The organism is Vibrio sp. 1580, assembly GCF_033340055.1.
Genome location: NZ_JAWOVT010000013.1, coordinates 1 through 16702 on the forward strand (window position 1 = coordinate 1; position 16702 = coordinate 16702).

Here is a 16702-nt window from a genome sequence, read left to right on the forward strand (position 1 = left end):
TTAAAATACAAAACGCCCGATGAAGTACATCGAGCGTTTTAGTTAAAAAGTGTCAACCCATATCAGGACGGGTCAAGCATTTAGCAATCTAGCGACAGTGCTAGTCAATCAATCCGTATTCTTTGCTCAGAACTTCGATGATTTCCGCTTTCGGATTCTCACTCAAATGAATCGGCTTGCCTGTAATCTTCTCGGCAATACCAATGTAGGTGCTCGAAATCGCCATCAAAGATTCGACGGGTAAAGCATTATCACGAGCGAGTGCTTCACGCTCTGGCATACGTTCTTTATTTAGCAAGATATCTGGGTCAGGGAAGTGGTTAAGTAGGAACTGGCGGAAACCTTCTTTTGAGTTCTCTACGATGTGACCTGCTTGGTACTCTTTAGCATCCCATATACGAGACGAGTCTGGTGTACCCACTTCATCCATGTAAATCAGCTTTTCATTGCCAGCAGCATCATGAACATAACCAAATTCGAATTTGGTATCGACAAAGATTTGGTCGATTTCTTCTAACGCTTGGCTGATAACGTTAAAGCCTTCTTTCAGCAATTTTTCGTAGAGTGCGATATCGTCAGCGCTTGAGAAGTTAAATGCTTCGTAGTTGTCTACGATGTTTTGACGAGTAATATTTACGTCATCCGCTTCTGGCACACCGGGAATGCCTTTTAGAATGCCTTTTGTGGATGGGGTCATTAGCAACTCTGGCAGTGCTTTGTCTTTTCCTAACCCTTCAGGAAGTTGGATTCCACAAAACTCGCGCTCGCCATTTGCGTAAGCGCGCCACATCGAACCCGTGATGTATTTGCGGCAGATGGCTTCGATTTTTACCGGTTTGGCTTTTTGTACAATCCAAACAAAAGGGTGAGGAATGTCTAGAATATGGCTATCTGCTAAGCCATTTTCTTTGAACAGTTTGAACCAGTGATTAGAAATCGCATTAAGCGCAGCCCCTTTACCCGGGACACCATTAAGACCACCTTCAGCATGCCAAATACAATCGAATGCAGAGATGCGGTCGCTAATTACCATGATAGCCAAAGGCGCATCTGGAGCGACATTGTATCCTTTTTCTTTGATCAGTCGGGCGCTGTCTTCTTCAGTTAACCAGTAAACTGAACGAACTTTTCCACTATGAACGGGTTTATGGGTGCGAATTGGCAGGTCGTCATTGACGGCAAGTACTTGATTAGCAAGGCTCATTGCGACATTCCTATCATCTTAATCAAACGTCAGAAAGAGAAGATATTCAGCAAAATGTGGGCGCTGAATAAATCGAATGTGGGCATCATACCAGAACTATTTTAACTCGCCAGAGAAAAAGCAAACGTTTGCCTGTTTTCTTTAATACAAAAAAAGCCCCCTTAAAAAGGAGGCGAGATGCAGGATGGATAACGTCGATCTTGTTAGTGGTACTTATTAACTCTGCCTTCGACGAAAAAGACTTCACACTGATAGCGTTGCGCCATGTCGTGCAACATCGATTGATTCATAAGTGCAATTTTATTTGATGCGACAACAGCACTGGCATTACCTGATCGGATGGCTTTGATCACGATCTCGACTTCTGAAAGCTGTTGAGAAGGCTTCATTTGAATCACGTTTCTACAGCAAATATTAGAAGCAGTGAGTTGTTCAAAGTCAGGGCGAGGGCAGTCTGCTGTAAACAAAATCCATTGTTTCTGCTGCGATAAAACAGCCAGCTTAGATAGAAGCTGATCCGAAACGGCCATGGGCTGAGTTGCTTGTGCCAATACGTTGTAACGAGAGTATGTATGAGATTGACTTTGTAACTGCATCTTACTGTTCCTTTATACATGCTGTATGTGTATACAGTAGTTTGTTTTGGCGACCTGATCAACCCGTTTTTCAAAAGTTATTTGCGGTTTTTCGAGAAGGAAATAAAAGGGTTTTATTTTAAATTGTTGAATTTATTCGGTTATTTTATATTTCTGATATGTCTAACATCAATTTAAAAATGTGAGATGAGTAGAAAATTGGACGAGATACATACAGGGGTTTACTACTGTATATACAGGTGTTTTTTCACGGGCAGTGGTTTGTATACAGTAGGAGAGGGGCTGATAACCGATGCGACATGCTATGTAGGATAGGAGGGAATACGAGATAGAGATTGGAAATAGGGCTTGGCCGATCAAAAAAGCGCCTTAAAAGGCGCCTTTGAAAATCAGTTCCGTTGATTCCGTCTTGCTTAGCTCGCTCGTTGCAAGCGTTCGCGCATTTGTAATTCGCCTTGGTTAAATAGGCGCACGTCGATTTTCGCCATATCGTAGCAAGCTTTACATGAGTAGTGGTGCTTGCCATCTAAATAATCGTGACGAGTTACAAGGCTAGGTTTTTTACACCAATCACAGGTGCCTTCTTCAGTGAACATTGATTTTCTCCCCACCTAGATTAATTTGAGTCGTTAGGTGTTATTTTGCGCCGGGCATTATGGCATAAAAGCGCGACTTAAGTTAAATGTCTGTTAATTTGTTTGAGAGGGAGATCGATTGCGGCGCTTGATTATATAGGTCTAAAAGCATGCTAGCCAAAGTATCCTGACCTATTTTTACTGTTTTGTAACATTTTGTGAGACGAGCTTAAAGGCATGATTGAGTCGCTTCATTTCTTCTTCACTGCCTCTTGTGTCAGGATGATAAAGCTTTGATAGCTGTCTATAGCGTAGCTTGATTGCTTGTAAATCAGGGATGTGTTGTGGTGTGTAGCCAAACATAGCACACGCGACGCTTAGCTTATGGTTTTCTGCCTGAGTTTTGGATTTCTTAAATTCTCTGAATACTTTCTCTAACTGACGCTTCAGTTGCTTGTTCGTAAACTCTAGCTCTTTTATTTTTTCCGCCATTCGTTGATTTTGGCTTTCCTCTTTGGCTTCACGCGCTTTTCTATTCTGCTTAAGTTTTTTGATCACGAGGAAACTTAAGCCGCTGATGATGAGGATCGCCGCTAGCCAAATCAGCCATAGAAACTGCGAGTGTTTTACTTTGGGGGTTGCAACTGTGCTTTTCTCTTCTTGTGTTTGCTCTGCTTTTTTATCGAGCGACTTTATTTGCGAGACTTGTTTAGCTCGTAGTTGGTTGAAGCGCAGCTCTAACAGTTGATTATAAGTTTGTTCTGCTGCTGGATTATGCTGAGAAGCCATTTGATACAAGGCTTCAGTCAATTGAGAAGTTGTGACCTTACCTGGATTGCGCTGAATAAAATCGGCGAGAAGAAAGCCACGATCGGTTGGGTCATTGAGTGCGATAGAGGTTAGCCAATATAACGCTTGTGTTTCATTTTTTTCGCCATTTATCCCTTTAGCAAAGTCGTTCGCGAGCTGTTTTTGTGCAGGGAGGTAACCTTGGTTGGCGGATTGCTCTAGCCAGTAGCGCGTTTCTGGTGAGGCTTCAGCTTCGTTTGATGCCAATAATTGTTGTGCGTACTCGTATTGTTCGATGGGGTCATTTGGAGCTTGAGAGGCAAGTGAGTAGCCAGAAAAGCTGAGGCTAAATAAGCAGAGTAGGGCAGACGTTTTGACAGACATTAATATGTCAGGCCTAACGATAATGGTTAGGCCTGCTCCGGTAATTTTTTATTATTACCGTTATGGTGCAACCAAATTACTTCAGTGGCAAGATCTGGATTTCAACACGACGGTTGCACGCACGACCTTCAGAAGTTTGGTTTGAGCAAATTGGGTTACGTTCGCCGTAGCCGCGTGCAATTGCACGACCAGGTGCAACGTTTTGAGATACTAGGAATTGACGTACGGACTCTGCACGGCGCTCTGACAACGTTTGGTTGTATGACTCACTACCTGTGCTATCCGTGTAACCGTCAATAACGAGACTGGTATCTGGGTACTCAACTAGGATGCGAGCAACACCGCGTAGAGTATTATGGATACTAGCATCAAGCTGGTAAGAGCTTGAAGAGAAGCCGATACCGTTTTCCATACGCAGTAAAAGCTGATTTTCACCAACACGCTGAACTTGTACGCCAGAGTTTAGCAAAGCGCGACGTAATTCCGCTTCTTGTTGGTCAAAGTAGTAACCAACGCCAGCGCCAGTCGCTCCGCCTGCGGCTGCACCAATGAGTGCATGCTGACGACGTTCTTTAGCATCATCACCCGTTGCTAGGCCGATTGCTGCGCCAGCGATCGCACCAATAAGCGCGCCTTGCGTGGTGGAGTTAGTTTCGTATTCACCCGTTGTTGCATTTTGGCGTTGAGTGGCTTGACAGCCAGTAAGAGCTAGCACTAGAGCTAGTGCAATAGGCATCTTTTTCAAGGGAAAATCTCCGTATAAAACTGAGGCGAAACCATGCCTCATAATGGGATGCGAATTATGAATAAACAAGCATTAATATTTGTTATGAGAAAGTAAGATTGATAAGAGTTTCTGTAAGAAAATTCCTATCAATACTGCCAAAGCTCTCAAAGTAAGCCCCATAGACATCGAAGTCATTGCTGCTTATGTGAATCCTTTACTATCCTGGCTATTTCGATGAATCGCCCAACATTTTGCGTGCTTGTTCGCCGCCCACTCCACGGTTAACTGAAACCTTTCTACCTTTCTTTAAGCCCACTTCGTAGTCTTCAGTTAGGTTTTTCATCGCTTCTTTCAATTGCTTCTTGAACGTTTCGCGGTCAATGTTTTGGAATTCTTTATCAATATAGTCATTAATTTTATTGGCCGACTCTTCATCTGGAGAAATAATTGGCAATTTTTCAATCGCGCCTTCCACCCAGCCAGATACAAATGAGTTCACACGGCGAGTCACTTCCTGAGAAGAGGTGCCGGTGCCAGCAAAGCTGTTTCGGAATTGTCCGGTACTTTCGTTCATCTCGCGATAAACAATATCGAAAGCAAATGCAGCAAAAATAGCGCGATCTGCTTCACCGATAAATTCGACACGTTTGAGCCCTTTGTGATTCAACAATACTGCTTCGACACCGAATTTTGTGTTAATGCCGCGAATCACTCGCAATATGGTAGAACTGATGTTCGCTGGTAGCAGATGAGAAGATTGTGTTTTTCCCATTCTGATGAACTCAATATCGTCTTTATCGAGACCATATTTAAGCATGAGGCGATGTGCCATTTTGATAGCATTGGCAGCCTCATTAACATTAGCGGAATTGCCCAGTTCTAAGCACTTGGCGATTTTTTTCAGAGCTTTTTGTTTATCCATCGACAACCAGTAACGAAAGCAGAAAATTTATGAAGTCAGACATATTACCTTTTTTGACATAAAAACGAAATACAAGGTGGGACTGAAGATAATTTCAGCACATAAAAAGAAGCCTCGCATTAAGCGAGGCTGGCGTTTTAGTTCGTCGTAATCAGTATGAAGTCGTACTTGTGTCTAAGAAGCCATTCTTCATTAAGATTCGTTAGAATTACAACCCGAGCTGGTTGAGCAAGTCATGGGCATCATCGTTTGATCCCGACGATTTAGATTCTTTCTCAGCCAACTGTTTACGTGTTGCCTCTAAAATGTCGTCTGGGTTTTCGTCTTCAGCAACTTCAAACTCTTCCAGTTGGATGAACTCAGTTTTATCCATTGCTAGTTCGAGATAGAAAATATTGTTGTTTTCGGTGGAGAACGTCACTCTGCGCGCTTGAGGGCGGTCAAGGTTGGTATCAACTTGTAAGATAACTTGCTTATTCAGCGCCAGCATTTTTGGTTGGTTTTGTGTGATGTTCGTTTGCAGGTCTTTACGAATTTTATTAGTGAAGTCTCCGACCAGTTGATTCATGAGTTCACCCAGAACATCGCCTACCTCGTCAGAAGTATGAGATATTGCCAGTTCTTCTTCTGGCATGCCCATATTACGCATGTAGTTGGTGTAGATCTCCAGTGCGGCTTTTGCCGTAAAATTAATCACAACTAGCCCGGTAAATCCGCCATCAAACAGAACAAAACAGCCAAAATCTGGTTTGAGGCTAGTCTTGTGGATTTTTTGCACCATTGCTGAATAATTTACTTGAGAAGATGTCGCCGAAGTAAGTACGCCAGAAACAGACTGGCAAAGTTTGAGAAGGATATCTTCAGTGGTCACAATTTTATTTTTTTTCATTCTGAAAACTCATCTAGAAACGCGATTCGTTCCCCAATGTAGGCATCAAGCGTGAAAAAATAAAGCATAAGTTTAATTATTGTATCGAGATTCTGATTTGCTCGTCTTTTTAAATGTTGTAAAGTGACGAAATTCAAAGAATATTACTTCACTAACTCTTTTGTGGTGTTTTTTCGCTTAGCGCCAATTTGTATGAGAAGTGAGCAAATAATTACACAACCCGCAGCTGATCGGATCAGCGTCGTAGGGGCAGGAAGCAAATGTTACCAAGATTACACTCGCAAACTGATGTCGATCCTCTTGTTCTTAGTTTTCTGAAAGAGCTTGAGCACGCCGGATTCACTGGTGATATCGAAAGCCAATATTCAAGCCGACTAGCGGTTGCCACTGACAACAGTGTTTACCAGCAACTTCCTCAGTCTGTCGTTCATCCCAAAACGACAGAAGATGTTTCTCTCCTCGGGAAACTGAGCAATAAAGAAAAGTACGAACGAATTACCTTTTCACCTCGTGGTGGCGGCACAGGGACCAATGGTCAGTCGCTAACCAAAGGTATTGTGGTGGATATGTCTCGCCACATGAACAAAGTGCTTGAGATTAATGAGAAAGAAGGCTGGGTTCGTGTACAAACTGGTGTAGTGAAAGACCAGTTAAATGACGCTGTTCGCCCTTATGGCTACTTCTTCTCTCCAGACTTATCTACCAGTAACCGTGCAACGATTGGCGGCATGGTCAACACCGATGCTTCTGGTCAAGGTTCTCTGAAATACGGAAAAACATCCGATCATGTTTTGTCGCTACAAGCGGTGTTTGCTGATGGTTCAATTTTAGAGTCGGACTTGTCCCATGGTTACCCAAAAGAAGGCGAGTTTGCTGCCAAGGCGCTACGTGTAACGGAATCCGTATGTCGTGAAAAACGCCAGCAGATCGTAGATAAGTTTCCTCCTCTTAACCGATTTTTAACGGGCTACGATTTAAAAAATGCCTTGAATGAAGACGGTGACCGTTTCGATATCACACGAGTACTTTGCGGCGCGGAAGGTTCATTGGCATTTATTACCGAAGCAAAGCTGAACCTGACGCCAATTCCGAAAGCGCGTACGTTGGTTAACGTTAAATACAACAGCTTTGATTCTGCACTGCGTAATGCACCGTTTATGGTAGAGGCGAAAGCGCTGTCTGTAGAAACCGTTGACTCAAAAGTGCTTAATCTCGCGAAGCAAGATATCGTTTGGCACACCGTGAGCGATTTACTTACCGATGTTCCAAATAAAGAGATGCTTGGCATCAATATGGTGGAATACGCAGGTCAGGACGAAGAGGAAGTTGCTGCTCAGGTTGCAGCGTTGACCGCCAAGCTCGATACCATGTTGGAAACAGAAGAAGCGGGCATTATCGGCTACCAAGTTTGTAACGATGTAGCGAGCATTGGGCGTATTTACAACATGCGTAAAAAAGCGGTGGGTTTGTTAGGCGCAGCAAAAGGTCGTGCTAAACCGGTCGCATTCGCTGAAGATACCTGTGTGCCACCAGAAAACCTGGCGGACTTCATTGTAGAGTTTCGAGAACTGTTAGACAGCAAGTCTCTGAATTACGGCATGTTTGGTCACGTCGATGCTGGGGTGCTTCACGTACGTCCTGCGTTGGATTTGTGTGACCCGCACCAAGAAGCATTGATGCACGAAGTTTCTGATGAAGTGGTCAAGCTGGTGGCGAAATACGGCGGTTTGATGTGGGGTGAACACGGCAAAGGTTTCCGTTCAGAATATGGCCCTGAGTTTTTCGGCGACGAGTTGTTTACTGAACTGAGACGTGTGAAAGCGGCATTCGATCCACACAACAAAATGAACCCGGGCAAAATCTGTACACCGCTGGATAGTGATGCAGAGCTTGTCAAAGTTACCGATACCAAACGTGGTTACTATGACCGTCAGATTGACGTTCAAGTACGTGACAGCTTTAAACAAGCGATGGAATGTAACGGTAACGGTTTGTGTTTTAACTACGATACCAGCTCGCCAATGTGTCCATCGATGAAAGTAACAGCCGATCGTCGTCATTCACCGAAAGGTCGTGCGGGTTTGGTTCGCGAGTGGTTGCGTCAGCTTACTGAGCAAGGCATTGATATTCTTGACTTAGAAAAGCAAACACTAGAAAACAAAACATCAATCAAAACCATGATTGACCGCGTACGTCATTCTATCAATCGTCGTCACGAGTATGACTTCTCTCACGAAGTGTATGAAGCGATGAATGGTTGTTTGGCGTGTAAAGCGTGTGCGAGTCAGTGTCCGATTAAAGTCGATGTTCCGAGCTTTCGCTCGCGCTTTTTAAACATCTATCACTCTCGTTACCAACGTCCTGCAAAAGACTATCTGGTTGCGAACATTGAGACTATGCTGCCGATGATGGCGAAAGCGCCAGGTGTCGTAAATGGTGTTTTGAAGCAGTCGTGGGTGAAAAGTTTAACGGCATCTACGGTCGGGTATGTCGATGCGCCGTTGTTATCAGTACCCACCTTGAAACAACGAGTAGAGTCGCTGACAACGCCTTATGATCTGCAAGCGCTCAGTGGTTTGTCTTCGTCTGAAAAGAGCAAACATGTTTTAATTGTTCAAGACCCATTCACTAGTTACTACGACGCTGATGTCGTTGAAGACTTCGTTAAGTTATTGAAAAAGCTGGGTATGAATCCGGTGCTTCTGCCGTTTAAGCCGAATGGTAAAGCACAACACATTAAAGGGTTTTTACGTCAGTTTAAGGACACAGCAGCCGACACAGCGAAGTTCTTGGCGATGGTAGCGGATCTGGATATTCCATTAGTTGGCGTCGATCCTGCTTTGGTGCTGTGTTATCGAGATGAATACGCTGAAGTGCTTGGCAGTAAGCGAGGTAATTTCGATGTACTAACAGCCCACGAATGGCTTTACCCAAGACTAGAAGCGTTTGAAAGCGGAGAGCATAAGGCGCAGGAACCTTGGTATCTGTTTGCGCACTGTACTGAAAAAACCAAAATGCCAAATGCGGAAAAAGAGTGGGGCGCTATTTTTGCTCACTTTGGTGCAGTTTTGAATACGGTACCTGTTGGTTGTTGTGGTATGGCGGGTACGTTTGGTCATGAGGTTGATAAGTTGTCGATGTCGAAAGACATTTACAATTTAAGCTGGAAGCCAAGCTTAGATAAGTTGGATAGCGAGAGATGTTTGATTACAGGCTATTCTTGCCGCAGCCAAGTGAAACGCTTTGAAGGAACGAAGCCCAAGCATCCCGTTCAGGCATTGTTAACTTTGTTGTAATCGGACTAAATCAAGCCCAGTTTTACTGGGCTTTTTAGAAACCGTACTTAGACCCTTTCAAAGGATATGAATCTTGAGAAAACTTGAACTCAAAGTCCCACCTGTTGCGGTGTTTTTGCTAGTCATACTTTTGATGTACGGACTTAAAGTTTTGACGCCGAGCATGAACATTCGAGTACCCTTTGTTGAATTTGTAGTAGGTGTATTAACTTTGTTGTCTGGCTACATGGGCATTGCTGGCGTGTATGAATTTCGCAAGGTAAAAACCACAGTGAACCCAGTAAAACCTGAAGCGGCATCTTCTGTTGTAAGAACTGGTGTGTTTGCCTTTTCACGCAACCCTATGTACACGGCATTATTGCTTCTAATCATAGCAACTGGTTTGTGGTGGCAGCACTTGAGTGTGGTGCTTTGTGGCGTGATATTTGTCAGTTATATGAATCGGTTTCAAATCAAGCCTGAGGAACGCGTTTTAGAGCGATTGTTTGGTGAAGAGTATGTGGATTATAAAAATCATGTTCGTCGCTGGCTCTAAGCATTGCATTTAGTTTTGTTTGGATGAGACATAAAAAGAAAGCCCAACGGTAGACGTTGGACTTTCTTTTAGTAAACACGTTTTTTGTGCGCTTCTGATAGGGCAGTCGACTAGGCTGCCTTAACGAACTTTGCTAGGAATGCATCCTTACGTTCATTAAAGCGGCGTACAAGGTCGTCAACCGCTTCTTGGTCATATGGCTTCAAGCCACTTGCAACCATGCGCTTAATACCTTTACCAACGACTTCACCGTCTTCTTTGAACGCAAAGTTTAAGGTGACTACACCTCGTTTTCCTTCTACATCGAATGTTGCGCCAGTGAAATCCACCTCTGGATGCGTAAGGTCTAAGCGTGAAAATTCGACTTCCATGCTTTCATAAATAACTAATGGACGCTGGCAGTTAATCATCATTTGCTTCTCTTCCATAAGAGGAACCATGATGTGAGGGAAGTTCATACCAGAAAATTGCACGTAATTTGTCACTACATGCTCAATAAATGCCGGATCGTGGTTAGTTTCACCTTCACGGGACATGTGTAAGTATTCTTTACCTGCCTCGTCAACAACAGCGCTTTCTTTGTCACACTTATTTTCAATATGAAGTGCTACACCATCGTTTACCATGCCAGAGAAGTTAAAACGCATCTTTTGGCTAACGCCTTCTTTACTGAGAAGCACAGCGAAAAGTAAATCCCCAGGGACACAAAAGCGTTTGTTGTCTTCATCATGAATTGGGTTGTAGTCACCTGCGACACGTTTTGCAAAGTGGCTTGCTTGTTCGCGAGTGAACTGAAACTGGTGATTAGTGTTTGAAAAATAAGGTGTTAGAAACATAATTTTTACGTAGTAACCAAAACTGTGTGGGATTATATGCGAATATCTGCGTAGCAATGGTCCATCCAGTGAAAACTTCACCGTACCCTAACAATAAGAAATTATTTCGGCGGATAAACCGTTAAAAACGCATACTTTAGCAACGCTTTTATTTGTGAAAACAATAAACAACGACCTTTTCGCTCGCCTATCTTTTAAAGTATAGCCATCAAAGTAGACAGGCGTTCATAAATAGTGCCATCAATATGTTTAATCGTATATAAAAAGGCTCCACGCAGAACGTAGAGCCTTCAAGTCATTATCTGTTTATTCGATGAAATGCCAGTTATGCTTGGTTATTGAACACTTGGTAACAAGCTCTCTGGCATGAGCGTGTTGTGAATAGCCAGCTTAAGCAGAGTATTTGCCTGTTCAATGTCTGGAGCAAAGTAGCGATCTTTATCGTAGAACGATACTTTTTCACGCAACATTTGTTTCGCAATCTCAATACGCTCAGAGGACTTGTTTGGCGCTCTAAAGTCTAGGCCTTGTGCTGCTGAGAGGTATTCGACAGCCAGAATACCGCGAGTGTTTTCGCCCATTTCTTTCAATCTGCGAGCCGCGAATGTTGCCATTGAGACGTGATCTTCTTGGTTTGCAGATGTTGGCAAGCTGTCTACTGACGCTGGGTGAGCGAGTGTTTTGTTTTCACTTGCTAACGCAGCGGAGGTAACCTGAGCAATCATGAAACCAGAGTTCACACCACCATTGTCGACTAAGAACGGTGGCAGTTTTGATAGCGCGCTATCGATAAGTAATGCCATACGACGTTCAGACAAGCTGCCGATCTCGGCAATCGCAAGTGCTAGGTTGTCGGCTGCCATTGCAACAGGCTCCGCGTGGAAGTTACCGCCAGAGATGATGTCACCATCTTCAGCAAACACCAACGGGTTATCTGATACGGAATTCGCCTCTACTTGTAATACTTCGGCCGCATTGCGGATTTGCTGTAAACACGCGCCCATCACTTGAGGCTGACAGCGCAAAGAATACGGGTCTTGCACTTTTTCACAGTTAGTGTGCGAATCACCTATTTCACTCGATGTGTCTAACAAATGACGGTATGCGAGTGCTGCGTCCATTTGGCTGCGATGACCACGTACACGGTGAATGCGCGGATCGAATGGACGTCGGCTGCCGAGAGCGGCTTCAACAGACATTGCACCACAAACGGTTGCTGACGCGAAAAGGTCTTCCGCGATAAACAGGCCTTCCAATGCGAACGCTGTGGATGCCTGAGTCCCATTTAGTAGCGCTAAGCCTTCTTTTGGCGCCAGAGTGATAGGCTCTAGACCTGCGATTTTTAATGCTTCTTGCCCGGAAATGATTTTACCGTTGTGGCGAGCTTGTCCTTCTCCCAGTAATACAGTGCTCATATGGGCTAGAGGAGCTAAGTCACCTGATGCGCCAACAGAGCCCTTTTTAGGTACGCAAGGGTAAACTTGTGCGTTGACTAGGTCGGTCAGCATATTAATGACTTTTAGGCGAATCCCAGAAAAGCCACGAGACAGACTATTGATTTTTAATACCATCATCAGACGAACCGTTTCATCTGACATAAACTCACCGATACCTGCCGCATGAGAAAGAACGATACTGCGTTGCAGTGTTTCTAAATCTTCTGGTGCTATTCGTGTGTTAGCCAATAGCCCAAAACCAGTGTTAATTCCGTAAACTGTTCTATCTTCCGCGATGACTCGGTCTACGACCTGTGTGCTTTCTTCAATGGCCGGAATGGCTTCAGGATCCAAAGTAAGGTTGACTGGTGAACGGCTCACTTGGCGTAGTTCGTTTAAGCTAATATGACCCGGCTTTAGCGTTAAATTTAACATCTCTTTCATCCTTACTTGAGCTTCTTCAGTTCTTCGTTGAGCATTGGCAAATCTAGCCCTTGCTCTGCTGCACATTGTTTAGCGATATCGTATCCCGCATCAGCATGACGCATCACGCCTGTTGCTGGGTCGTTATGCAGCACGCGGGCAATACGTTGTGAGGCATCTTCACTGCCGTCACAGCAGATAACCATACCTGAGTGTTGCGAGAAGCCCATACCTACGCCACCACCGTGGTGCAGTGAAACCCAAGTTGCGCCGCCCGCCGTGTTGAGTAGCGCGTTTAATAATGGCCAGTCTGATACGGCGTCAGAACCGTCCATCATACCTTCGGTTTCACGGTTCGGGCTTGCTACAGAGCCAGAGTCTAAGTGGTCTCGACCAATGACAACGGGCGCCTTAAGTTCGCCATTTTTCACCATTTCGTTGAATGCTTGACCAAGACGCTCACGATCTTTAAGACCAACCCAGCAAATACGCGCAGGTAAACCTTGGAACTGGATGCGTTCGCGAGCCATATCTAGCCAGTTATGTAAGTGCGGATTATCTGGAATTAGCTCTTTTACTTTTTGGTCGGTTTTATAAATGTCCTCAGGATCGCCAGATAGAGCAGCCCAACGGAAAGGACCGATACCTTCACAGAATAGAGGACGAATGTAGGCTGGAACGAAGCCAGGGAAATCGAATGCGTTTTCTACGCCTTCTTCCAAGGCCATCTGGCGGATGTTGTTACCGTAGTCGAGTGTTGCGGCGCCGCGATTTTGCAGCTCTAACATCGCTTGAACTTGCACAGCCATGGATTTTTTCGCTGCTTTTACGACCATTGCTTCATCTTGCAAACGCATTTCTGCTGCGTGAGACATGCTCCAGCCTTGTGGTAAATAGCCATTGAGCGGGTCGTGTGCAGACGTTTGGTCTGTTACTACATCAGGCGTGATATTACGTTCTACCAGCTCAGAGAAAACGTCGGCTGCATTACCTAGTAGACCAACCGATACTGGTGTGTCTGACTCTTTAATGATAGCTAGCGCTTCATCTAAAGAAGTCGCTTTCTTATCGACATAGCCTGTACGTAGGCGGTAATCGATACGTGATTCATCACACTCTACTGCAATCATGGAGAAGCCCGCCATTGTACCAGCGAGAGGTTGAGCACCACCCATGCCACCAAGACCACCCGTTAGAATCCAACGGCCATTTGCATCACCGTCAAAGTGTTTTTTTGCAACAGATACGAACGTTTCGTATGTGCCTTGTACGATACCTTGCGAGCCAATGTATATCCAGCTGCCAGCGGTCATTTGGCCGTACATCATCAAGCCTTGTTTATCGAGCTCGTTGAAGTGTTCCCAGTTTGCCCAATGCGGAACAAGGTTTGAGTTTGCGATAAGCACGCGTGGGGCATTTTTATGAGTAGGGAAAACACCAACAGGCTTGCCTGATTGAACTAAAAGCGTTTGGTCATCTTCCAGTCTTTCAAGTACTTCAACAATCTTGTCGTAACATTCCCAGTTTCGCGCTGCTCGGCCAATGCCGCCATATACAACCAGTGAATGTGGATGTTCTGCAACATCAGGATCAAGGTTGTTCATCAGCATACGAAGAGGGGCTTCGGTTAGCCAAGATTTTGCGCGCAGTTTATCTCCGTGAGGTGCACGAATTGTTCTGCTTGTATCAAGTCGTGGATCTTGTCCCTGGCGCTGTGTCATTTCAGACTCCTTTAGTTTCTCGTGATGACCAAGTACTTGCTTGGTCGTAATAATCAGTGGCATCTGGGATGCATTATGGTTTGTGCTGTTTTTCCGCCATTGCGTTGGCGATATCCCAACACAAACGGGCAGCTAATCGTGCTGTTTGACTATCGAAGTCATAATTTGGGTTGTATTCGGCGATATCAGCCAGCATTAACTTATTTTTGTAATGAAGAATTCGATCTAAAAAGGGGGCAATTGTGTCGTAACTCACTCCCCGAGCTGCTGGTGCGCTGACTCCAGGTGCGGTTGCAGCAGGGAATACATCCAGATCAATAGTCAAATAGAGGTAGTCACAGTCGTCAATAAAATGCTGAAGCTGAGTTAAGTGATAACTGTGGTTTAAGTAGCAGAGCTGATTGTCCTCTACATACCAAACATTTAACGCATCTGCTTTTTCAAATAGCGCTTTAGTGTTGCTACTGCGGCTTACACCAATACAAGCGTAATGAAAGTCCCAATCGTTACGTTGACAAAAATGGTGAATTTGGTTGAAGGGTGTACCAGAGCTCGGTCTTATGTCGGCGAGGTTACTCTCGAATGCGCGCAAATCGAAATGCGCATCGAAATTGATAATGCCGATTTTAGGCTTCTTCTCTGGATGGTGCGCTTTAAAATATTCCGCTAAGCCGGAAAACGAGGCCCACGCAATCTCATGCCCACCACCCAGCACGATGACTGGCGTATGGGGCAGTGTGCTTGAAATGGTTGCTGCACATAGAGCTTGGCTCTCTTCCAGTAAGTCGTCTTCACACACCACAGTACCTAAGTCATATAGTGGGGCGTCTTGGTGCCATGCTAAATTAGCGAGTGCTCGTCGGATTAAGTCTGGCGCTTTTTTCGCGCCAATGCGTCCTTTGTTTCTCGCAACGCCAGCGTCGGTAGCAAAACCGAGTAATGAGACGCCATGCGCAACGGCACTCAACTCATCTGCTTTTTGGCGTTGAACAACGTGATGAATTCGCTGACCAAGCTTGCCGTCCTCGGCATCATGACGGCCTTGCCAATGAAATAGGGGAGAGTGTAGGTCGAATTGAGACATATTATTGGCCTCCGTGTGAAATGTATTCACCATTTACTATACGACCTACCAGACGTTTTGCTCCGACTTGATAGCTTAAATCCGCAGGGCTTTCGATATCCCATATAGAGAAGTCCGCATCAAACCCTACTTTGATTTCGCCACGTGAGTTTTGATAACCCAGAGCTTTGGCTGCATGTTGCGTTACACCACGCAGTGCTTCTTGCGGTGTAAGGCGAAATAGCGTGCACGCCATATTCAGCATGAGTGTGAGATCAGAAAATGGTGATGTACCTGGGTTGACGTCCGTAGCAATTGCCATCGGCACGTTATGCTCTCTCAACAACTCAATCGGTGGTAACTGAGTTTCTCTTAGAAAATAAAAAGCGCCAGGCAATAGAGTGGCGACGGTGTTTGATCGAGCAAGTGCTTTAACACCTTGCTCATCTAAAAACTCGATGTGATCCGCTGACAGACCGTTGTATTGCGCAGTGAGGGCTGTACCACCGAGATTAGAAAGTTGCTCAGTATGCCCTTTAACCTTTAAGCCGTGGCGTTTTGCAGCTACAAACACTTTTTCTGTTTGTTCAAGATTGAAACCAATCGATTCACAAAAAACATCGACACTCGTAGCTAATTCTTCCTTTGCGACAACAGGGATTATGTCCTGACAAATGTGCTCAATATAATCATCTGCACGACCTTGGAACTCTGGCGGAATGGCGTGAGCGGCGAGAAGTGTAGTGATGATTTTAACTTTGCGCTCTTGTTCAAGCATTTTGGCTGCACGGAGCATTTTTACTTCATCATTCAGTGTCAATCCGTAGCCTGATTTCACTTCGACAGAAGTGACGCCGCTCGCGAGTAGCCCGTCTAAACGTGGCAACGCTAACTCAACTAATTGCGCTTCGGTTGCTGAACGCGTCGCATGCACCGTTGAAAGTATCCCACCGCCTTGTTTGGAAATTTCTTGATATGGCACGCCGTTTAAGCGCATTTCAAATTCGTTGGCACGATTGCCCGCGTAAATAAGATGAGTGTGGCAGTCGATCAAACCTGGCAGAACTAACTTGCCTTGAAGGTCGATACTCTGAGCGTAATATTGGGCAGACAGCAGAGACTCGGTTTGCGGTGCGTCTTCACCAATGGCACAAGTACTGATCGCAACGATTTTTCCAGATTTAATACCAATGCGCGCTGGAGGCGTTGGAAGGTATCCGCATTCTCCCGATTGCATGGTAACTAGACGTGCGTTTTCAATCAGCAAATCCATGTTTGTGTCCCTGTGTTTATTTGTATCATTAAA

14 protein-coding genes are annotated in these 16702 nt (G+C 44.9%); 2 read left to right on the forward strand and 12 right to left on the reverse strand.

The genetic code is table 11. From position 1 onward, the window contains the following. Window positions 1-100: 100 nt before the first annotated feature. The 7 genes from R7093_RS18730 to R7093_RS18760 all read right to left on the reverse strand — a co-directional run bounded on the left by R7093_RS18730 (window position 101) and on the right by R7093_RS18760 (window position 6086). Window positions 101-1204 carry a phosphoribosylaminoimidazolesuccinocarboxamide synthase gene (locus tag R7093_RS18730; protein ID WP_005377963.1) on the reverse strand — a complete coding sequence of 368 codons (1104 nt, stop codon included), beginning with the start codon at window positions 1202-1204 and terminating at the stop codon, window positions 101-103. 203 nt (window positions 1205-1407) lie between these two features. Continuing rightward, window positions 1408-1800 (reverse strand): SulA-like leucine-rich domain-containing protein, encoded by a 393-nt coding sequence (locus R7093_RS18735; protein WP_109168452.1) that lies wholly within the window; start codon window positions 1798-1800, stop codon window positions 1408-1410. A gap of 413 nt (window positions 1801-2213) precedes the next feature. Then, window positions 2214-2396, reverse strand: a complete 183-nt coding sequence (locus R7093_RS18740; protein WP_005377960.1) for a hypothetical protein — start codon at window positions 2394-2396, stop codon at window positions 2214-2216. Between the two features lie 177 nt (window positions 2397-2573). Further along, the gene (locus R7093_RS18745) at window positions 2574-3548 is read right to left on the reverse strand and encodes a J domain-containing protein (protein ID WP_318146778.1); all 975 of its coding nucleotides are present in this window, start codon (window positions 3546-3548) and stop codon (window positions 2574-2576) included. A gap of 76 nt (window positions 3549-3624) precedes the next feature. Then, complete coding sequence (locus tag R7093_RS18750; protein WP_005377956.1) at window positions 3625-4284, reverse strand: OmpA family protein; 660 nt, start codon at window positions 4282-4284, stop codon at window positions 3625-3627. Window positions 4285-4501: 217 nt separating this feature from the next. Further along, window positions 4502-5197: a DUF2786 domain-containing protein gene (locus tag R7093_RS18755; RefSeq protein WP_005377954.1), complete on the reverse strand. Its 696-nt coding sequence runs from the start codon at window positions 5195-5197 to the stop codon at window positions 4502-4504. A gap of 208 nt (window positions 5198-5405) precedes the next feature. Continuing rightward, entirely contained in the window at window positions 5406-6086 is a 681-nt protein-coding gene (locus R7093_RS18760) for a DUF3334 family protein (RefSeq protein ID WP_262638484.1), read from the reverse strand. A gap of 260 nt (window positions 6087-6346) precedes the next feature. On the opposite strand from R7093_RS18760, the gene R7093_RS18765 reads away from it, so the two are divergent. Continuing rightward, window positions 6347-9382 (forward strand): FAD-binding and (Fe-S)-binding domain-containing protein, encoded by a 3036-nt coding sequence (locus tag R7093_RS18765; protein WP_064368092.1) that lies wholly within the window; start codon window positions 6347-6349, stop codon window positions 9380-9382. A gap of 73 nt (window positions 9383-9455) precedes the next feature. Beyond that, window positions 9456-9917: a methyltransferase family protein gene (locus tag R7093_RS18770; protein ID WP_033905135.1), complete on the forward strand. Its 462-nt coding sequence runs from the start codon at window positions 9456-9458 to the stop codon at window positions 9915-9917. Between the two features lie 110 nt (window positions 9918-10027). Here R7093_RS18770 and R7093_RS18775 read toward each other — a convergent pair whose 3' ends face one another. The 5 genes from R7093_RS18775 to hutI form a co-directional block, all read right to left on the reverse strand. Beyond that, window positions 10028-10753, reverse strand: a complete 726-nt coding sequence (locus R7093_RS18775) for a DUF3581 domain-containing protein (protein WP_017821813.1) — start codon at window positions 10751-10753, stop codon at window positions 10028-10030. Window positions 10754-11088: 335 nt separating this feature from the next. After that, a complete protein-coding gene (hutH, locus tag R7093_RS18780) occupies window positions 11089-12624 on the reverse strand; it encodes a histidine ammonia-lyase (protein WP_017821814.1) in 1536 nt (511 codons plus the stop codon). 11 nt (window positions 12625-12635) lie between these two features. After that, window positions 12636-14333: a urocanate hydratase gene (gene hutU, locus R7093_RS18785; RefSeq protein ID WP_025998636.1), complete on the reverse strand. Its 1698-nt coding sequence runs from the start codon at window positions 14331-14333 to the stop codon at window positions 12636-12638. A gap of 73 nt (window positions 14334-14406) precedes the next feature. Then, complete coding sequence (gene hutG, locus R7093_RS18790) at window positions 14407-15417, reverse strand: formimidoylglutamase (protein ID WP_086046654.1); 1011 nt, start codon at window positions 15415-15417, stop codon at window positions 14407-14409. 1 nt (window position 15418) lies between these two features. Beyond that, complete coding sequence (gene hutI, locus R7093_RS18795; protein WP_318146779.1) at window positions 15419-16669, reverse strand: imidazolonepropionase; 1251 nt, start codon at window positions 16667-16669, stop codon at window positions 15419-15421. Window positions 16670-16702: the final 33 nt, after the last annotated feature.